This is a genomic window from Cellulomonas denverensis (assembly GCF_012396125.1).
GTDB lineage: Bacteria > Actinomycetota > Actinomycetes > Actinomycetales > Cellulomonadaceae > Cellulomonas > Cellulomonas denverensis.
On the sequence record NZ_JAAXOX010000002.1, the window covers coordinates 35360 to 53356 of the forward strand.

Genomic DNA, 17997 nt, shown 5'->3' on the forward strand with positions numbered 1-17997 from the left:
GGACCCATGGCCTCCACCACCCGCGCGCTGCGCGTCCTGACCCTCGGCGCGGCCCTGACCGCCGGTTACCTCGTCGCCCGGCAGTGCGCGATCCGGCTCGGCGCCACCCAGGTCGAGCGCTCGGTGGGCCTGCCCGGCGACGAGCTGCTGCCGGAGGCCGACCTGGTGGTGACCCGGGCGATCACGATCCAGGCGCCGGCCGCCGCGGTGTACCCGTGGCTGTTGCAGCTCGGGAAGGGCCGGGCCGGGTTCTACAGCTTCGACGCGCTGGAGAACCTGATCGGCCTGGACATCCACTCCGCGGACCAGATCGTGCCCGAGTGGCAGCAGGTGCAGGTCGGGGACGACGTGCACCTGGCCGACGACCTGGCCCTGGCGATCCGGCGACTGGAGCCGGACTACGCCTTCGTGCTGCACGGCGAGGGACCGGTGCTGCCGGACGAGGACACCCCGCCCTTCGACTTCGTCTGGTCCTTCGTGCTGCGCCCGGGCCCGCTGCCCGGGACCACCCGGCTGGTGGTGCGCGAGCGCTACGGCTACCAGGAGTCCTGGGCCCGGCCGATGGTGGAGGCGACGATCCCGGTCAGCACCCTGATGACCGCCAAGATGCTGCGCGGCATCCGGGACCGGGCCGAGCGGGTCGGCTGACGCGCGCGCTGTCGGGGGTCGGGCCTAGCGTGGTCGGCATGAACGGGATCGACGTGCTGACCGAGGGCTTCGGCCGACTGGACGACCTGGTGCGGACGGCGGTGTCCGGGCTGGGTGACCAGCAGCTCACCGAGCGGATCGGGCCGCAGGCCAACACGGTCGCCTGGCTGGTGTGGCACCTGGCCCGGGAACAGGACGCGCAGGTGGCCGCCCTACGCGGCACCGAGGAGGTCTGGACCGCCGAGGGCTGGGCCGACCGGTTCGGGCTGCCGCTGGACCCGGCGGACAACGGCTACGGCAACACCACGCAGCAGGTCGCCGCGGTCCGCGCACCGGCGGAGCTGCTGATCGGCTACGCCCACGCGGCGACTGCGGCCTCGATCGCCTACCTCGGCACGCTGACCGACGACCAGCTGGACGAGGTGATCGACCCGGGCTGGGACCCGCCGGTGACCCGCGGTGTGCGCCTGGTCAGCGTGCTGGACGACGCCGTGCAGCACGCCGGGCAGGCCGCCTTCGTCCGCGGGGTGCTGCTGAGCGCCTGACGGACGGCAGACTGTCCGGGTGCGCGTCGAACCGGTCAGCCCCGAACAGGTCCGCTCCCGGCTGGTCGACCGGGTGCTCGGCCTCGGTCCGCGCCCGCGGGTGCTGATCGACGGCTGGGCGGTCACCGGCCCGGAGCGGTGGGCGGCCGATCTGGTCGAACCCCTGCGCGCCCTCGGCCGCCCGGTGGTGCTGGTCCGGTCCGCCGACTTCCTGCGCCCGGCCTCGGTGCGCTGGGAGTACGGCCGGGACGACCCGGACGCCCTGCTCGACCTCGCCCTGGACGCCGGCGCCCTGATCCGGGAGGTGCTGGACCCGTGGGAGGCCGGCACCGCCTACCTGCCCGCGCTGTGGGACGCCGAACAGGACCGCTCCGCGCGTCGTCGCCGCGAGCCGGTGCCGGCGGACGGGGTGCTGCTGCTGGCCGGGGAACTGCTGCTCGGCCGCTGGCTGCCCGCCGACCTGAGCGTGCACCTGGCGCTGCGCCCGGACATGCTGGCCCGCCGGCTGCCGCAGCCCGAGCAGTGGCGGCTGGACACCGATCGCCGGTACCGCGCCGAGACCGACCCGGAGGCGGTGGCGGACGTGGTGGTCCGGGTCGATCACCCGGACCGCCCGGGCTGGGTGGTCGAGCGCTGAGTCATCCGGCGCGGGTGAGGCGGCGACCCCCGGTGGCTGGTGCACTCGGCGGACAGCCACCCCAGCGAGTCCGGAGGTTCCGCAATGAGTGCAGTCGACGGCCTGACCACGGTCGAGCAGTGGGAGCAGTACTTCGCCTCGTTCCACGAGCACCTGGCGCCGGTGGCGCACGAGGCCGGGCCCAGCATCACGGTCACCGAGCCGGCCGACACGGTCCATCCGGAGCAGACCGCCTGGGCCCGGCAGATGCCCCGGCGGATCTACGAGCCGGTGCCGGGACGGGTGTACGTCGCACACGGCTTCCAGCTCTGCTCCACCACCATGATCGTCGGCGAGGACGGCGTGATCATCGTGGACCCGGGGGAGTCGGACACCGCGTCGGCGGAGCTGATGGCCGAGTTCCGCCGGTTCACCGACCTGCCGGTCCGGGCGGTGGTCTTCACCCACCGGCACCCCGATCACTGCTACGCGTTGAACGGGCTCGGGATCACCGGCGCGGACGTCGACTCCGGCGCCGTGGAGGTGATCGCGCACGAGTCCTTCGAGCGCTGGCTGATCAACGACGCCGGTCTGGTCGGGCCGATCCTGACCGCGCGGACCAGCCTGGTCACCTACGCCGGCTTCGGCCCGGCCGGGGTGGTGCACGGCGGCCTGGGTCCGGTCGCGCCGCCCGGACCGCGCAGCACCCACCTGCCGACCCGCACGGTCGGGGACACCGCGGAGCTGACCATCGCCGGGGTCCGGATCGTGGCCTTCCACGCCTATGGCGACGCACAGGACGAGATCGACCTGTGGTTGCCCGACCTCCGGCACGTGCACGGCTCGGAGACCATCCAGGGCGAGACCTTCCCGAATCTGTACACCCTGCGCGGCACCGCCTACCGCGACGTGGAGGCGTGGCGGGCCGGGGTGGACACCCTGCTGTCCTATGCCCGCGGCGCCGACACGTACTCCGGGTCGCACATGCGCCCGTGGCGGGGCAACGCCTTCATCGTCGAGCGGATCACCCACTACCGGGACGCGATCCAGTTCCTGCACGACCAGTGCATCCGGCAGATGAACCGCGGTGCCACCCCGGAGGAACTGGTCGAGCTGGTCGCCCGGCGGCTGCCGGACCATCTGCGGGACGACCCGTGGCTGCAGCCCTACTACGGCGCGCCGGAACACTGCGTCCGCGCGATCTATACCGGCACGCTCGGCTGGTTCACCGGTGATGCCACCGAGCTGGCCGCCCCGTTGCACACCGAGCGCGCCCGGCGCTACGTCCAGGCGATCGGTGGGCGGGACGCCGTGCTCGAGCGGGCACGCGAGGCACTGGCCGCCGACGACCCGGGCTGGGCCGCCGAGCTGCTGAGCCACGTGATCCGGGTCGACCGCGAGGACACCGAGGCCCGCGGGCTCAAGGCCGAGGCGCTGCGGACCTGGGGCTACCGGCAGAAGAACATCTACTGGCGCACGATGGCGCTCAGCGGGGCGAACGAGCTGGACGGGACGGTCGACTACTCCCGGAGCTTCGAGTTCCAGCCGCCGGAGGTGCTGCGGGCGATCCCGGCCGCGACCATCGTGGCCGGTCTGCGGGTGCGACTCGATGCCGAGCGTGCCGCCACCGTGCACCGGGTGCTGGCCTGGCGGTTCCCGGACACCGGTGGGTCGGTGGCCCTGGAACTCCGTCGCGGCGTCGCGGTGGTGCACGAACCGGCGCCGGAGCAGGCGGATGCCGAGATCAGCATCGACGCGGCCGCCGTGCAGGACCTGGGCGCGGGGGTGGGCGACCCGGAGCAGGTGCTGCCCCGGGCCGTGCGGGTGAGCGACCCGGACGCGGTGCGCGAGCTGCTCGGCCTGTTCGACCCGGTCGCCACCAGCACCCCGCAGTTGTTGCTGCGCTGAGCTCAGTACAGCTCGACGATGGTCACCACGTCGTCGTCGGCCTCGTACTCGCCGGCCTCGATCAGCTCGTTGGCCCGGGCCAGGTAGCCGCCCAGGCTGTCGGCCAGCGGCGGGTCGAGCTCCGGGTCCTCCGGCCGGACAAACACCTGGCCGGCGGTCCCGGACTCGCCGGGGTCCAGGTCGATCATCAGCGCGTCGCCGTCGGCGGTCATCACCGGGATCCAGTCCGGCGACCAGGTCGCCCACCGGTAGGCCGAGGGCTGCGGGGCCGGGGTGCGGCGGTTGCCGGCGGCCAGCTCGCGGTGGAACCGGATCAGCTCGTCCACCGAGCAGAAGCTCAGGTGGTTGAGCATGCCGTGCACGCCGGAAGGGTCGTCCTGGCCGTTGGCGACCAGCAGCAGCTCGCGCAGCTCCGGCGGGGTGCGGCCGTCCAGCACCTCGTCCAGCCGCTCCAGCTCCTCGGCGGTGGCGGGCGGGTTGAAGGTGGTGGCCGAACCCGGGGCCAGGCGCTCCAGGTGGGCGCGCAGCCGGCGGAACTCGGTGCTGACGTCAGGGGTGCTCACGCCGGGTGAGTATGCCAGCCGGGAACGACGAAGGCGCCCACCCCGCGCGGGGGAGAGCGCCTTCGTGCACCGAGCGGATGACGGGACTCGAACCCGCGACCCTCACCTTGGCAAGGTGATGCTCTACCAACTGAGCCACATCCGCATGTGAACAGCAAAGCCGTTCCGGTCGGAACCGGAACGGCCCTGGCTGGTGGGCGATACTGGGATCGAACCAGTGACCTCTTCCGTGTCAGGGAAGCGCGCTACCGCTGCGCCAATCGCCCAGTGGAACCACTGGAAATACGAGGTGGAGACGGGATTCGAACCCGTGTATACGGCTTTGCAGGCCGCTGCCTCGCCTCTCGGCCACTCCACCCTGAGACCTCAGTCCTCAGCGATCGAGACCGATCGACCAGGAGTGTCTGCCTCCGAGCGGATGACGGGACTCGAACCCGCGACCCTCACCTTGGCAAGGTGATGCTCTACCAACTGAGCCACATCCGCATGCGCCTGCCGTCCGGCCGTTCTGGCCGGGCTGCCCGGTGCGTCCTGAACTGTACGCGAACTTTTGAGTCGTCGTCCAATCCGTCCTGCTCGGGCGGTGTGTCCCGCGTGTTCACCGGGGTGACCGGGGCGTTCGGGCGATCTGGGTCGATACCGTGTGCCGGTGCGAGACGGCGGCTGGGCGCGGATGGGCGGACGGGAACTGCGGGACGTGTGCGAGCACGTGCCGGACGTCGCCGCGGAGCCCGCGCGCCTGCGCACGCCGGGGCACTGGGTGCTGGTCGGCGACTTCGACGGGCCGGTGCGTGCCTGGCGGTTCGCCCGGGCCGGGCAGGTGCGGCCGGCCGCGCACCCCTGGCGCGGGCCGGGGGAGTGGCACAGCTCGCTGGACCGGGAGGCCTACCTCGCGGGGGTGCGGCGGATCCGGGCGGAGATCCGCGCCGGGGAGGTCTACCAGGCGAACCTCTGCCGGGTGCTGTCCGCCGCGCTGCCGCAGGAGCCGGACGCCGCCGCCCTGGCCGACCGGCTGGCCGCGGGCAACCCGGCGCCGTTCGCCGGTGCGATCCAGGTGCCCGGGCAGTGGGTGGTCAGCGCGTCGCCGGAACTGTTCCTGCGGATCGCCGACGGCCGGATCAGCTCGGCGCCGATCAAGGGCACCGCCCGCACCCCGGACGGCCTGACCGACAAGGACCGGTCGGAGAACGTGATGATCGCCGACCTGGTCCGCAACGACCTGCAACGGATCTGCCGGCCGGGCACCGTCACCGTGGAGGACCTGCTCGCGATCGAGCACCACCCCGGACTGGTGCACCTGGTCACCACGGTGTCCGGCGTGCTGGACACCACCGACTGGCGTGCGGTGCTGGCGGCGACCTTCCCGCCCGGATCGGTCTCCGGGGCGCCCAAGTCGTCGGCGCTGCGGATCATCGCCGAGCTGGAGACGGCGCCGCGCGGCCCGTACTGCGGTCTGGTCGGCTGGGCCGAGGTCGGCGAGGACGGGGCGCTCACCGCGGAACTGGCGGTCGGCATCCGGACGTTCTGGTGGGAGGACGGCGTGCTGCGGTTCGGCACCGGCGCCGGGATCACCTGGGGCAGCGAGCCGGAGGCGGAGTGGGCGGAGACCGAGCTCAAGGCGGAACGGCTGATCGGCCTGGCGACGGGGGAACCGGCATGAGGGTGTGGGCGGACGGACGGCTGATCGACCCCGGCGACCCTGTCTACCCGGCGACCGACCCGGTGCCGGTGCACGGCCTGGGCCTGTTCGAGACCTGCGCGGTGGTCGACGGGGTGGTGCTGGACCTGGACCGGCACCTGGCCCGGCTGGCCCGCTCGGCCGACGCCCTCGGGCTGACCGTCGGCGACGTGCGCAGCGGGGTGGACGCGGTGCTCGGTCCCGGGATCGGCCGGGTGCGGATCACGGTGGGATCGCCGCGCGGGCCGGTGGTGGTCGGCGCCGCCCTCGACCCGCGACCGGACCCGGCCGCCCACCGCAGCCGGTGGGTGCGCAACGAGCGGTCGCCGCTGACCGGGCACAAGTCGACCGCCTATGCCGCCGACGCGCTGGCCCTGGCCGACGCCCGGGCGCACGGCGCGGACGAGGCGCTGCTGGCGGACACCCGCGGCCGGCTGTCCGAGGGTGCGACCTCGAACGTCTGGGTGGAGGTGGACGGCGAGGTGCTGACCCCCTCGCTCGCCTGCGGCTGCCTGCCCGGGATCATGCGCGCCCGGGTGCTGGAGTGGTCCGCGGCGGCGGGCCTGCCGGTCCGGGAGGCGGAACTGCCCTGGTCGGTGCTGGACCGGGTGAGCGCGGGCGAGGCCGGCCTGGCGGTCAGCAATGCGCTGCGCGGGCTGGTGCCGGTGGTGGCGCTGGACGGCGTGCCGGTGGCCGGCACACCGGTGCTGGCGCGGGTGCGAGAACTGGTGGAGCGGAGCCGGGTCAGGCGGTGAGCAGGGCCGCGATCAGCGCGGTCAGCTCGCCCTCCATCCGCTCGCTCTCGGTGCCGAGCGGCACCAGGTCCTCGGTCCGGGTCAGGAAGTGCTCCACCGCGTCCGCCGGGGCGGCCAGCAGCGCGGAGCCCTCGATGCCGGTCAGTGAGATCAGCACGAACAGCGGGTCCTCGTCCCGCCAGACCTGCACGTCGCCGTTGCCGGCCGGGTCGTCGGAGTCGGCGAGCATGCCCTGCACCAGCAGGTCACGGCCGATCAGCCACACGGAGGTGGACTGCGGGCTGCTGAACACGGCGCGAACCGTGTAGGGGTCGCCCGCGCGGTAGGACAGCTCGGCGGTCACGGGCAGCACGCTCGCGTCCGAGCTGATCAACTGCATTGCGACCGACTCGACGACGTCGTCACTGTGCTGGGCCATGGCGTCACCCCCCTTCGGTGTTGTTCCATCATTGCAGCCTCGACCGTGCCAGGCCGAGCGCCAGGATGCACTTTCACCCGCTGTGACCTGCGCTTCACCCGGGCCGGTTCCTCAGCCGGTTCCGCGGCCTGCGGATCGGGCGCGAGCGCGGTGAGCTGCGGCGTCGTGACCGGCGGCGCGACCCGATTTGGCGGAAACGGCCACCGGTTCTGTATGGTGGTCCCAGCACCGGGCGATTGGCGCAGTGGTAGCGCGCTTCGTTCACACCGAAGAGGTCACTGGTTCGAACCCAGTATCGCCCACCCGTGCACGACGGCCCCGATCCCGCCCGGATCGGGGCCGTCGTCGTGTCGGCGGCCTCCGGGCCCTGATCGGCCCACCGGTCGGTAGCATCGGGGGTGGCCAGGCGCGCGAGGCGCCCGGTGTACCGATCCCGAGGAGACCCACCCGTGTCCGAGAACCTCACCCTCACCGTCGACGGCAGCCCCACCACCGCCGCGACCGGGACCACGGGGGCTGACCTGTTCTCCGACCGCAAGGACGTGGTGGTGGTGCGGGTCGACGGTGAGCTGTGGGACCTGTCCCGGGTGCTGCCCGACGGCGCCGTGGTCGAGTCGGTGACCATCGACTCCCCGGACGGGCTGGCGGTGCTGCGGCACTCGGCCGCGCATGTGCTCGCCCAGGCGGTGCAGGAGGTCAACCCGAGCGCCAAGCTGGGGATCGGCCCGCCGGTGACCGACGGCTTCTACTACGACTTCGACGTGGAGACCCCGTTCACCCCGGAGGACCTGCGCAAGCTCGAGAAGGTGATGAGCCGGATCGTCAAGGAGGGCCAGACCTTCCGCCGGGTCGAGGTCACCGACGACCAGGCCCGCGAGCTGGAGGCCGGTGAGCCGTACAAGCTGGAGCTGATCGGACTGAAGTCCACCGCGGGCGAGGCTGCCGAGGGCGCGTCGGTCGAGGTCGGCGACGGTGGCCTGACCTTCTACCAGAACGTGCGCGGCGCCGGCCGGGAGTCGGAGACCGTGGTCTGGCAGGACCTGTGCCGAGGCCCGCACCTGCCCAGCACCAAGCTGCTCGGCAACGGCTACCAGCTGACCCGTTCGGCGGCGGCGTACTGGCGCGGCTCGGAGAAGAACCCGCAGCTGCAGCGGATCTACGGCACCGCCTGGCCGACGAAGGACGAGCTCAAGGCGTACCTGGACCGGATCGCCGAGGCCGAGCGCCGCGACCACCGCCGGCTGGGCAACGAGCTGGACCTGTTCTCCTTCCCGGACGAGATCGGTTCCGGCCTGGCGGTGTTCCACCCCAAGGGCGGCATCATCCGGATGGAGATGGAGGAGTACTCCCGGCGCAAGCACGTCGAGGCCGGCTACTCCTTCGTCAACTCCCCGCACATCACCAAGCAGCAGCTGTTCGAGATCTCCGGGCACCTGGACTGGTACGCCGACGGCATGTACCCCCCGATGCAGCTGGACGAGGAGCGGGACGCCGACGGGAACGTCACCAAGCAGGGGCAGAACTACTACCTCAAGCCGATGAACTGCCCGATGCACAACCTGATCTTCGACTCCCGGGGCCGGTCCTACCGGGAGCTGCCGCTGCGGCTGTTCGAGTTCGGCACCGTGTACCGGTACGAGAAGTCCGGTGTGGTGCACGGCATGACCCGGGCCCGCGGCTTCACCCAGGACGACGCGCACATCTACTGCACCCGGGACCAGATGAAGGACGAGCTGACCAGCCTGCTCACCTTCGTGCTGGACCTGCTCAAGGACTACGGCCTGGACGACTTCTACCTGGAGCTGTCCACCAAGAATCCGGAGAAGTTCGTCGGCGACGACGCCACCTGGGAGGAGGCCACCGAGACGCTGCGCCAGGTGGCCACCGAGTCCGGGCTGGACCTGGTGCCGGACCCGGGCGGCGCCGCGTTCTACGGGCCGAAGATCTCGGTGCAGGCCAAGGACGCGATCGGCCGGACCTGGCAGATGTCCACCATCCAGCTCGACTTCAACCTGCCGGAGCGGTTCCAGCTGGAGTACACCGCCCCGGACGGCACCCGGCAGCGGCCGGTGATGATCCACCGGGCGCTGTTCGGGTCGATCGAGCGGTTCTTCGCCGTGCTGACCGAGCACTACGCCGGGGCGTTCCCGGCCTGGCTGGCGCCGGTGCAGGTGCTGGCGGTGCCGGTGGCCGAGGCCTTCGACGACTACCTCGGTGACGTGGTCGCCCAGCTGCGGGCCCAGGGCATCCGCGCCGAGCTGGACCGCTCCGACGACCGGTTCGGCAAGAAGATCCGCAACGCGGCGACCCAGAAGATCCCGTTCGTGCTGATCGCCGGGGGCGAGGACGCCGAGGCCGGGGCGGTGTCCTTCCGGTTCCGGGACGGCTCGCAGGAGAACGGCGTGCCGGTGGCCGACGCGGTGCAGCGGATCGTCACCGCGGTGCGCGAGCACGCCCAGGTCTGATGACGGTCGAGGATGCGGGGGATCTCGCGGGGGTCCCGGACGGCTTCGGCCGGTTGTGGGTGCCGCACCGGATGGCGTACATCGGCGGGGAGAACAAGCCCGCCGATGCCGCCGCCGGTCACGGCTGCCCGTTCTGCCGCGCGCCCGAGCTGTCGGACGAGGACGGCCTGATCGTCGCCCGGGGCCGGACCTCCTACGTGCTGCTCAACCTGTACCCGTACAACGGCGGCCACCTGCTGGTCTGCCCGTACCGGCACGTGGCGGACTACACCGAGCTGGAGCAGGCCGAGGTCGTGGAGATCGCCGATCTGACCCGCACCGCGATGACCGTCCTGCGCGCGGTCTCCGGCCCGGACGGCTTCAACCTGGGCATGAACCAGGGGGCGGTCGCCGGGGCCGGGATCGCCGCGCACCTGCACCAGCACGTCGTCCCGCGCTGGGGCGGCGACGCGAACTTCCTGCCGATCGTCGGCCGGACCCGGGCACTGCCCGAACTGCTCGCGGACACACGGACCCGCCTCGCGGCTGCGTGGCCGGGGGAGGACCACTGATGGACCGCCTGCGGGGCTTCGCCACCCGGATCTTCACCCCGGTGGCCGACCGACTGCTGCGCTGGGGAGTCTCCCCGGACGCGGTGACCATCACCGGCACCGTGATCGTGGTGCTGGCCGCCCTGATCCTGCTGCCCACCGGCCACCTGCTGGCCGGGGGCCTGGTGATCACCGCCTTCGTGCTGACCGACTCCCTGGACGGGGTGATGGCCCGCCGGGCCGGACGGTCGGGCAACTGGGGTGCGTTCCTGGACTCCACCCTGGACCGGTTCGCCGACGCGGCGATCTTCACCGGCCTGGTGCTGTGGTTCGCCGGGCAGGACGGTGCGATCGCCGACTGGGGGCTCGCCCTGGCGCTGGCCTGCCTGGTGCTCGGCTCGATCGTGCCCTACGCCCGCGCCCGGGCCGAGGGGCTGGGGATGACCGCCAAGGTGGGCATCGCCGAACGCGCCGACCGGCTGGTCGCGGTGCTGGTCGCCACGCTGGCGGTCGGTGCCGGGCTGCCGCCGGTGGTGCTGGTCGTGGTGCTCGGGCTGCTGGCGGTCGCCTCCTTCATCACCGTGGTGCAGCGGATGGCCACGGTCCGGCGCCAGGCGGTGTCCGAGTGAAGATCGACGTCGCCCGGCTCTACGCCACCGCCTGGCGGATCACCGGCAAGCTGCCCGACGGCCTGGTGCGCGGGGTGTTCCGGCTGGTCGCGGACGTGGCCTGGCTGCGCCGCGGCGAGGGGGTGCGCCGGCTGGAGGGCAACCTGCGCCGGGTCCGTCCCGAGCTGGACGAGCGCGCGCTGCGCCGGCTGTCGCTGGCCGGGATGCGGTCCTACATGCGGTACTTCGGCGAGGCATTCGCCCTGGTCGGGCTGAGCGAGGACCGGATCGACGCGCGGGTCCGGCTGGCCGGCGACCTGTCCGTGGTGGACCGGATGCGGGACGGGCAGATGGTGGTGATGGCACTCGGGCACCTGGGCAACTGGGACCTGGCCGGCGCCTGGGCCACCCGCAACCTGGGCCGCACGCTCACCGTCGCCGAACGGCTCAAGCCCGAGGCCCTGTTCCAGGAGTTCCTGGCGTTCCGCGAGCGACTCGGGCTGGAGATCATCCCGCTGTCCGGTGGCGGTGGCGGGGTGTTCCGGGAGCTGGTCCGCGGCATCCGGCGGCCCGGCGGCGGGCTGGTGCCGCTGCTGGCCGACCGTGACCTGACCTCCCGCGGTGTGGAGGTGGACCTGTTCGGCGAACGTGCCCGGGTCGCCGCCGGACCGGCCGCACTGGCGATCTCCACCGGTGCGCCGCTGTGCGCCACCTCGATCTGGTACGAGCGGCTGCACGGCGAGCGGCGCCGGGCTGCGGGCGCCGGCTGGGGCATCGTGGTCGAGTTCTCCCCGGTGCTCACCCCCGACCCCGATCTGCCCAAGCCCGAGCGGATCCCGGCCCTGACCCAGCAGTGGGTGGACCAGCTGGCCGAGGGCATCCGCCGGCACCCGCAGGACTGGCACATGCTGCAGCGGGTCTTCATCGCCGACCTGGACCCCGAGCGCTACGCCCGGACCCTGGCGGAGGCGGGGGAGTGAGCGCCCTGGAGGCGCTGCGCAGCGCCGGGCGCCCGCTGCGGGTCGGGATCGTCTGCCCGTACTCCTTCGACGCGCCGGGCGGGGTGCAGTTCCACATCCGGGACCTGGCCGAGGCACTGATCGCCCGCGGGCACACCGTCGGGGTGCTGGCCCCGGCCGACGACGACACTCCGATCCCGGAGTACATGACCTCCGCCGGGCGGGCGGTGCCGGTCCGGTACAACGGGTCGGTCGCCCGGCTGGCCTTCGGGCCGGTCACCGCCGCCCGGGTCCGGCGCTGGCTGGAGGCCGGGCAGTACGACGTGCTGCACCTGCACGAGCCGATGAGCCCGTCGCTGGCCATGCTCGCGCTGTGGATCGCCGACGGGCCGGTGGTGGCGACCTTCCACTCCTCGCAGCAACGGTCCCGGTCGCTGCAGGTGGCCTACCCGCTGGTCCGGCAGTCGCTGGAGAAGATCAGCGCCCGGATCGCGGTGTCCGAGGACGCCCGCCGCACGCTGGTGGACCACCTCGGCGGCGACGCGGTGGTGATCCCGAACGGCGTCTACGTCCAGCACTTCGCCCAGGCGCAGGCCGACCCGCGCTGGACCGGCACCCCGGAGCGGCCGACCGTGGCCTTCCTCGGCCGGCTGGACGAGCCGCGCAAGGGCCTGCCGGTGCTGCTGGCCGCGGTGCCCGCCGTGCGCCGGGCGATCCCGGGAGTCCGGTTCCTGATCGCCGGGCGGGGCGACACCGGCCCCGAGGAGGTCCGCGAGCTGATCGGGGACGACGCCGACGCGGTCGAGTTTCTCGGCGGGGTCAGTGACCAGGAGAAGGCCGCACTGTTCCGCTCGGTGGACGCCTACGTCGCGCCGCAGACCGGTGGGGAGTCCTTCGGGATCGTGCTGGTCGAGGCGATGAGCGCGCACACCCCGGTGGTGGCCAGCGACCTGGGGGCGTTCCGCCGGGTGCTGGACGAGGGCCGGGCCGGTGAGCTGTTCCGCACCGGCGACGGTGACGACCTGGCCCGGGTGCTGACCGCGCTGCTCGGCGACCCCGGGCGGCGGGCCGAGCTGGCTGACCTGGGCTCGGCGGCGGTGATGCGCTACGACTGGTCGACGGTGACGCACCAGATCCTCACCGTGTACGAGATGGCGGTGGAGAGCGGGCACGCGCCGGTGGGCGAGGACCCGTCGTCGGTGCGTGGGCGGTTGCGCCGCTGGCGGGGGGACGAGTCGTGACGACACCCGACGCCCTCGCCCGCTGCGCTCGCGAGCGGGAGGGGACCCCGAGATGACCTGGAGCGAGATCGCCGTCATCGTGGTGGCGGTGGTGCTGCTGATCGTGTGGTGGCTGTGGGTCACCGCGAACCGGATCGACCGGCTGCACCGCAAGGTCGCCGCCTCCCGCGCGGTGGTGGACACCCAGCTGCTGCGGCGGGCGTCGGCCGCCTCCACCCTGTCCGCCTCCGGGCTGCTGGACCCGGTCAGCTCGGTGCTGGTCGGCGAGGCCGCGTGGGCGTCCATCCGGGCCGGCCGGCCGGACACCGAGGGGATCGCCCCGCTGCCCGCTGGGATCGCCGCGCCCGCCCCGGAAGCCGACCGCGGCTCGGTGGAGAGTGAACTGTCCGCCACCCTGCGCGAGGTGCTGGACGACCCGGCCGAGGTCGCCGAGGTGCGCGAGGAACCGGGCGGTGCCGAACTGCTCGATGCCCTGGCCGACGCCTGGTACCGGGTGCAGCTGGCCCGCCGGTTCCACAACGAGGCCGTCGCCCAGGCCCAGCGGATGCGCCGCGGCTTCGCGGTGCGCACCCTGCGACTGGCCGGCCGGGCGCCGATGCCGCAGACCCTGGAACTGGACGACGCCTGGCCGAGCGCGCTGGGCGCCGCCGGGACCCCGCCGGAGTCGTCGGCCGGCTGACGTGCGGACAGCGGCACGGCGCGGACCCGGGCAGGATTACGATGGCCGGACGCAAGCCGCTGACACCCCGATGAACTGCGAGGGCACCGTGACCGACAGCACCACCACCCCCACCAGCAGCGACGCCGTGGTCGGCACCGCCCGGGTGAAGCGCGGCATGGCCGAGATGCTCAAGGGCGGCGTGATCATGGACGTAGTCACCGCCGAGCAGGCCAAGATCGCCGAGGATGCCGGTGCCGTCGCGGTGATGGCCCTGGAGCGGGTGCCGGCCGACATCCGCGCCCAGGGTGGCGTGGCCCGGATGAGCGACCCGGACCTGATCGACGGCATCGTGAACGCGGTGTCCATCCCGGTGATGGCCAAGGCCCGGATCGGGCACTTCGTCGAGGCCCAGGTACTGCAGGCGCTCGGGGTGGACTACATCGACGAGTCCGAGGTGCTCACCCCAGCCGACTACGCCCACCACATCGACAAGTGGCAGTTCACCGTCCCGTTCGTCTGCGGGGCGACCAACCTGGGCGAGGCGCTGCGCCGGATCACCGAGGGCGCGGCGATGATCCGCTCCAAGGGCGAGGCCGGCACCGGTGACGTGTCGAACGCGACCACCCACATGCGCACCCTGCGGGACGAGATCCGCCGGCTGTCCTCGCTGCCGGAGGACGAGCTGTTCCTGGCCGCCAAGGAGCTGCAGGCGCCCTACGAGCTGGTCGCCGAGGTCGCGAAGAACGGCAAGCTCCCGGTGGTGCTGTTCACCGCCGGCGGCATCGCCACCCCCGCGGACGCCGCGATGATGATGCAGCTCGGCGCCGAGGGCGTGTTCGTCGGCTCCGGCATCTTCAAGTCCGGCAACCCGGCCGAGCGTGCCGCCGCGATCGTCAAGGCCACCACCTTCTACGACGACCCGGACGTGATCGCCAACGTCTCCCGCGGCCTGGGCGAGGCGATGGTCGGGATCAACGTCGACGACGTGCCGGTGCCGCACCGCCTGGCCGAGCGCGGCTGGTGAGCCTGCCCGACCCCGGCACCGGCCCGTCGATCCCCGCGGGGACCGGCGGGCCGGTGCCGTTCCCGGGCCTGGGTCCGGAGTGGCTGCCGGGGCCGGGCGGTCTGCCGTTCCGCACCGCCGCCCGGGTGCTGCTGCTGGACGAGGCGGACCGGGTACTGCTGGTCCGCGGGCACGACGTCGACCAGCCGGAGCGCTCCTGGTGGTTCACCGTCGGCGGCGGGCTGGAACCGCAGGAGTCGCCGCGGGACGGCGCGATCCGCGAGGTCCGGGAGGAGACCGGCCTGACCCTGGACCCGTCGGCGCTGGTGGGGCCGGTGCTGACCCGGTCGGCGATCTTCGACTTCGTCGCGCACCGGTGCCGGCAGGACGAGGAGTTCTTCCTGGCCCGGATCCCCGGCGACTCGGTGCTGGCCAGCGACGGCTGGACCGCGCTGGAGGCCTCGGTGCTGGACGAGATGCGCTGGTGGGACCTGGACGAGCTCGCAGGGGTCCGGATCGAGGTGTTCCCGGAAGGACTGCCCGACCTGGTGCGGCCGCTGCTGCGCGGGTGGGACGGTGTGACCCGGCACCTGGGGCTACAGGTGGACTGACCGTACCGGACGGTAACAACAGGAGGTATCGTCGCCGGGTGCCGATCTCGACCTCCCCTGTCACCCGTATGCACCGCTCCGGAATCCGGACCCTGATGGAGCTCGCCATGCGCGACCCGCAGGCGATCCGGCTGGAGATCGGCGAACCCGACGCCACCACCCCGGCGCATGTGGTCGCCGCCGCCTCCCGGGACGCCGCCGCCGGGCACACCGCCTACACCTCCAGCACCGGCGAGCCCGAGCTGCGCGCCGCCCTGGCCGAGAAGGTCTCCCGGGTGAACGGCCTGACCGTCACCCCCGACCAGATCGTGGTCTCGCACGGGGCGATGCACGGCCTGGCGATGGCGATCAACGCGCTGGCCGGACCGGGGGAGCAGATCCTGCTGCCGGACCCGGAATTCCCGAACTGGCGGATGGCCGCGGTCGCCGCCGGGGTCGAGGTCGGCACCTACCCGGCCCGGGCGGAGAACGGCTTCGTGCCGACCCTGGCCGACATCGAGGCGTCGATCACCCCGGCGACCCGGATCATCGTGGTCTGCTCCCCGAACAACCCCACCGGCGCGATGTACCCCGCCGAGCTGTTGGCCGGCGTGGTCGAGCTCGCCCGCCGGCACGACCTGTGGGTGTTCTCCGACGAGTGCTACGAGGCGATCACCTTCGGCGCCCCGCACGTCAGCCCGGCCACCTTCGACACCGACGACCGGGTGGTCACCTTCTTCAGCTTCTCCAAGACCTACGCCATGACCGGCTGGCGGATCGGCTACGCGGTCTCCCGCAACGAGCAGGTGATCGACCTGCTGGGTCAGGTCGCCGAGGCCACGGTCGCCTGCCCGTCCTCGGTCGGTCAGCGGGCCGCCCTGGCCGCGGTCACCGGCCCGCAGGACGAGGTTGCCGCCGCCGTGGACTCCTACCGCGAACGCCGGGACGCCGCCGTCGAGCTGCTCACCACCCGCGGCATCGGCTGCGTCCGGCCCGAGGGTGCGTTCTACCTGATGGTCGACGTCTCCGCCGCCACCACCGACTCCGAGGCCTTCGCCCTGCGCCTGCTGGACGAGCGGCACGTGTCGGTGTCGCCCGGCAGCGCGTTCGGCCCGGGCGGCGAGGGCATGGTCCGGGTGTCGCTGGCGAGCGAGCGCTCGGCGCTGCTGGCCGGGCTCGACCGGCTCGCCGACCTGATCGTGACCTGGTCCGATGTCACGGTCCCGGACGCGGACCTGGCCCCGGGCGCCGGCCCGGACCTGGCCCCGGCCACGGCCTGACCTCACCGCACGAGATCGAGCCAGCGGTGGGTGTGGTTGCGGGGATTCGTAGGATGTCCGGGTGACCGTGACGATCGGCGTGCTGGCCCTGCAGGGCGACGTGCGCGAACACCTGGCCGCCCTGACCGCCTCCGGAGCCGCTGCCGTCCCGGTGCGCCGCCGGGCCGAGTTGGACGCGGTGGACGCCCTGGTGCTGCCGGGCGGGGAGTCGACCACCATCGACAAGCTGCTGCGCGCCTTCGACCTGGACGGGCCGGTGCGGGAGCGACTGGCCGCGGGGATGCCGGCCTACGGTTCCTGCGCCGGGATGATCCTGCTGGCCGACCGGATCGAGGGCGGGATCGACGGTCAGCGCACCCTCGGCGGCCTGGACGTGACCGTCCGGCGGAACGCCTTCGGCCGGCAGGTGGACTCCTTCGAGACCGACGTGCGGATCGACGGGATCCCGGAGTCCGAGGACCGGCCGGTGCACGCGGTGTTCATCCGGGCGCCCTGGGTGCAGGAGGTCGGTCCGGCCGCCACCGCGCTCGCCCGCGTCGAATCCGGGCCGGCCGCCGGTAGGATTGTCGCGGTGCGCCAGGGCTCGTTGCTCGCCACGTCCTTCCATCCGGAGGTGACCGGCGACACGCGGGTGCACCGCTTGTTCGTGGAGATGGTCCGCGAAGCGGCTGCGTCGGTGCGCCCCTGAGGGGACGGTTGCGCGGCAGCGTCGCAGGCGCGGATCCTCAACTCAGACCAGGGATCGAAGGGGTAGGTAACCGATGTCGGGGCACTCCAAGTGGGCCACCACCAAGCACAAGAAGGCGGCAATCGACGCCAAGCGCGGCAAGCTGTTCGCCAAGCTGATCAAGAACATCGAGGTGGCCGCCCGCGTCGGCGGCGGTGACCCCGCGGGCAACCCGACCCTGGTCGACGCCATCCAGAAGGCGAAGAAGTCCTCGGTCCCGAACGACAACATCGACCGCGCGGTCAAGCGTGGCTCCGGTCTGGAGGCCGGCGGCGCCGACTACCAGACGATCATGTACGAGGGCTACGGCCCCGGCGGCATCGCCGTGCTGGTCGAGTGCCTGACCGACAACCGGAACCGTGCCGCCTCCGACGTCCGGGTGGCCTTCACCCGCAACGGTGGCCAGATGGCCGACCCCGGTTCGGTCGCCTACGTGTTCTCCCGCAAGGGTGTCGTGATGGTGCCGGCCGAGGGCACCGACGAGGACACGATCATGGAGGCCGTCCTGGAGGCCGGCGCCGAGGAGGTCACCGCGATGGGTGACTCCTTCGAGGTGCTGAGCGAGGCGACCGACCTGGTCGCGGTGCGCACCGCGCTGCAGGAGGCCGGCATCGACTACGACTCCGCCGACTCGGTGTTCTACCCCTCCACCCAGGTCGAGGTGGACGAGGAGGGCGCCCGCAAGATCCTGCGCCTGATCGACGCGCTCGAGGACTCCGACGACGTGCAGAACGTCTACACCAACTTCGACGCCTCCGACGAGGTGATGGCCGCCCTCGACGAGGAGTGAGCCGCCGACGAC

Annotated in this window: 19 protein-coding genes and 5 tRNA genes; 18 read left to right on the plus strand and 6 right to left on the minus strand. The window is 72.8% G+C overall.

Translation table 11 applies throughout. The features are described from left to right. Positions 1-6: 6 nt before the first annotated feature. The 4 genes from HGA03_RS03955 to HGA03_RS03970 all read left to right on the plus strand — a co-directional run bounded on the left by HGA03_RS03955 (position 7) and on the right by HGA03_RS03970 (position 3717). Positions 7-648, plus strand: coding sequence for an SRPBCC family protein (locus tag HGA03_RS03955; RefSeq protein ID WP_168628955.1), 642 nt, complete (start codon positions 7-9; stop codon positions 646-648). Positions 649-686: 38 nt separating this feature from the next. Continuing rightward, positions 687-1193, plus strand: coding sequence for a mycothiol transferase (locus HGA03_RS03960; protein WP_203767094.1), 507 nt, complete (start codon positions 687-689; stop codon positions 1191-1193). Between the two features lie 19 nt (positions 1194-1212). Next, the gene (locus HGA03_RS03965; RefSeq protein ID WP_168628956.1) at positions 1213-1830 is read left to right on the plus strand and encodes a nucleoside/nucleotide kinase family protein; all 618 of its coding nucleotides are present in this window, start codon (positions 1213-1215) and stop codon (positions 1828-1830) included. Between the two features lie 84 nt (positions 1831-1914). Beyond that, on the plus strand, positions 1915-3717 hold the full coding sequence (locus HGA03_RS03970) for an alkyl sulfatase dimerization domain-containing protein (protein ID WP_168628957.1): 1803 nt from the start codon (positions 1915-1917) through the stop codon (positions 3715-3717). A gap of 2 nt (positions 3718-3719) precedes the next feature. Here HGA03_RS03970 and HGA03_RS03975 read toward each other — a convergent pair whose 3' ends face one another. The 5 genes from HGA03_RS03975 to HGA03_RS03995 form a co-directional block, all read right to left on the minus strand. Continuing rightward, positions 3720-4280, minus strand: a complete 561-nt coding sequence (locus HGA03_RS03975) for an SMI1/KNR4 family protein (protein ID WP_168628958.1) — start codon at positions 4278-4280, stop codon at positions 3720-3722. 72 nt (positions 4281-4352) lie between these two features. Further along, a tRNA-Gly gene (locus HGA03_RS03980) sits at positions 4353-4425 on the minus strand. A gap of 46 nt (positions 4426-4471) precedes the next feature. Beyond that, positions 4472-4546: transfer RNA gene (locus HGA03_RS03985), tRNA-Val, on the minus strand. A gap of 21 nt (positions 4547-4567) precedes the next feature. Further along, positions 4568-4638, minus strand: a tRNA-Cys gene (locus HGA03_RS03990). A gap of 55 nt (positions 4639-4693) precedes the next feature. Continuing rightward, positions 4694-4766 (minus strand) — tRNA-Gly (locus tag HGA03_RS03995). A 187-nt stretch (positions 4767-4953) separates the two neighbouring features. Here HGA03_RS03995 and HGA03_RS04000 point away from each other — a divergent pair. Together HGA03_RS04000 and HGA03_RS04005 are read left to right on the plus strand one after the other, a co-directional pair. Further along, positions 4954-5940, plus strand: a complete 987-nt coding sequence (locus HGA03_RS04000; protein WP_168629473.1) for a chorismate-binding protein — start codon at positions 4954-4956, stop codon at positions 5938-5940. After that, entirely contained in the window at positions 5937-6713 is a 777-nt protein-coding gene (locus tag HGA03_RS04005) for an aminotransferase class IV (RefSeq protein ID WP_168628959.1), read from the plus strand. The genes HGA03_RS04000 and HGA03_RS04005 overlap by 4 nt, the downstream gene beginning before the upstream one ends. On the opposite strand, the gene HGA03_RS04010 is transcribed toward HGA03_RS04005, so the two are convergent. Then, a complete protein-coding gene (locus HGA03_RS04010) occupies positions 6703-7131 on the minus strand; it encodes an SsgA family sporulation/cell division regulator (RefSeq protein ID WP_168628960.1) in 429 nt (142 codons plus the stop codon). The genes HGA03_RS04005 and HGA03_RS04010 overlap by 11 nt on opposite strands. 230 nt (positions 7132-7361) lie before the next feature. On the opposite strand from HGA03_RS04010, the gene HGA03_RS04015 reads away from it, so the two are divergent. From HGA03_RS04015 to HGA03_RS04070, 12 genes are all read left to right on the plus strand, one after another. Continuing rightward, positions 7362-7433 (plus strand) — tRNA-Val (locus tag HGA03_RS04015). 147 nt (positions 7434-7580) lie between these two features. Further along, the gene (gene thrS / locus HGA03_RS04020; protein WP_168628961.1) at positions 7581-9596 is read left to right on the plus strand and encodes a threonine--tRNA ligase; all 2016 of its coding nucleotides are present in this window, start codon (positions 7581-7583) and stop codon (positions 9594-9596) included. Continuing rightward, positions 9596-10147 carry an HIT family protein gene (locus HGA03_RS04025; RefSeq protein ID WP_168628962.1) on the plus strand — a complete coding sequence of 184 codons (552 nt, stop codon included), beginning with the start codon at positions 9596-9598 and terminating at the stop codon, positions 10145-10147. Before thrS ends, HGA03_RS04025 begins: the two co-directional genes overlap by 1 nt. Then, a complete protein-coding gene (pgsA, locus tag HGA03_RS04030; RefSeq protein ID WP_275407570.1) occupies positions 10144-10755 on the plus strand; it encodes a phosphatidylinositol phosphate synthase in 612 nt (203 codons plus the stop codon). The genes HGA03_RS04025 and pgsA overlap by 4 nt, the downstream gene beginning before the upstream one ends. After that, positions 10752-11714, plus strand: coding sequence for a phosphatidylinositol mannoside acyltransferase (locus HGA03_RS04035; protein ID WP_168628964.1), 963 nt, complete (start codon positions 10752-10754; stop codon positions 11712-11714). Before pgsA ends, HGA03_RS04035 begins: the two co-directional genes overlap by 4 nt. 35 nt (positions 11715-11749) lie before the next feature. Further along, on the plus strand, positions 11750-12934 hold the full coding sequence (locus HGA03_RS04040; RefSeq protein ID WP_168629474.1) for a glycosyltransferase family 4 protein: 1185 nt from the start codon (positions 11750-11752) through the stop codon (positions 12932-12934). Positions 12935-12986: 52 nt separating this feature from the next. Then, complete coding sequence (locus HGA03_RS04045; RefSeq protein ID WP_168628965.1) at positions 12987-13613, plus strand: hypothetical protein; 627 nt, start codon at positions 12987-12989, stop codon at positions 13611-13613. A gap of 70 nt (positions 13614-13683) precedes the next feature. After that, entirely contained in the window at positions 13684-14619 is a 936-nt protein-coding gene (pdxS, locus tag HGA03_RS04050) for a pyridoxal 5'-phosphate synthase lyase subunit PdxS (protein WP_168628966.1), read from the plus strand. Then, on the plus strand, positions 14616-15209 hold the full coding sequence (locus HGA03_RS04055; RefSeq protein ID WP_308439730.1) for an NUDIX hydrolase: 594 nt from the start codon (positions 14616-14618) through the stop codon (positions 15207-15209). Before pdxS ends, HGA03_RS04055 begins: the two co-directional genes overlap by 4 nt. A 107-nt stretch (positions 15210-15316) precedes the next feature. Further along, complete coding sequence (locus tag HGA03_RS04060) at positions 15317-16468, plus strand: pyridoxal phosphate-dependent aminotransferase (protein ID WP_239073454.1); 1152 nt, start codon at positions 15317-15319, stop codon at positions 16466-16468. A 61-nt stretch (positions 16469-16529) separates the two neighbouring features. Beyond that, positions 16530-17156 (plus strand): pyridoxal 5'-phosphate synthase glutaminase subunit PdxT, encoded by a 627-nt coding sequence (gene pdxT, locus HGA03_RS04065; RefSeq protein ID WP_168628968.1) that lies wholly within the window; start codon positions 16530-16532, stop codon positions 17154-17156. A gap of 73 nt (positions 17157-17229) precedes the next feature. Next, a complete protein-coding gene (locus HGA03_RS04070) occupies positions 17230-17985 on the plus strand; it encodes a YebC/PmpR family DNA-binding transcriptional regulator (RefSeq protein WP_168628969.1) in 756 nt (251 codons plus the stop codon). The last annotated feature ends 12 nt before the right edge of the window (positions 17986-17997 follow it).

What these genes read in the sequence shown, in the direction of transcription:
- HGA03_RS03955 (WP_168628955.1), top strand. Translation starts at nt 7, where the DNA reads ATGGCCTCCACCACCCGCGCGCTGCGCGTCCTGACCCTCGGCGCGGCC.
- HGA03_RS03960 (WP_203767094.1), top strand. Translation starts at nt 687, where the DNA reads ATGAACGGGATCGACGTGCTGACCGAGGGCTTCGGCCGACTGGACGAC.
- HGA03_RS03970 (WP_168628957.1), top strand. Translation starts at nt 1,915, where the DNA reads ATGAGTGCAGTCGACGGCCTGACCACGGTCGAGCAGTGGGAGCAGTAC.
- HGA03_RS04000 (WP_168629473.1), top strand. Translation starts at nt 4,954, where the DNA reads ATGGGCGGACGGGAACTGCGGGACGTGTGCGAGCACGTGCCGGACGTC.
- HGA03_RS04005 (WP_168628959.1), top strand. Translation starts at nt 5,937, where the DNA reads ATGAGGGTGTGGGCGGACGGACGGCTGATCGACCCCGGCGACCCTGTC.
- HGA03_RS04010 (WP_168628960.1), bottom strand. Translation starts at nt 7,131, where the DNA reads ATGGCCCAGCACAGTGACGACGTCGTCGAGTCGGTCGCAATGCAGTTG.
- HGA03_RS04025 (WP_168628962.1), top strand. Translation starts at nt 9,596, where the DNA reads ATGACGGTCGAGGATGCGGGGGATCTCGCGGGGGTCCCGGACGGCTTC.
- HGA03_RS04045 (WP_168628965.1), top strand. Translation starts at nt 12,987, where the DNA reads ATGACCTGGAGCGAGATCGCCGTCATCGTGGTGGCGGTGGTGCTGCTG.
- pdxS (WP_168628966.1), top strand. Translation starts at nt 13,684, where the DNA reads ATGAACTGCGAGGGCACCGTGACCGACAGCACCACCACCCCCACCAGC.
- HGA03_RS04060 (WP_239073454.1), top strand. Translation starts at nt 15,317, where the DNA reads ATGCGCGACCCGCAGGCGATCCGGCTGGAGATCGGCGAACCCGACGCC.
- HGA03_RS04070 (WP_168628969.1), top strand. Translation starts at nt 17,230, where the DNA reads ATGTCGGGGCACTCCAAGTGGGCCACCACCAAGCACAAGAAGGCGGCA.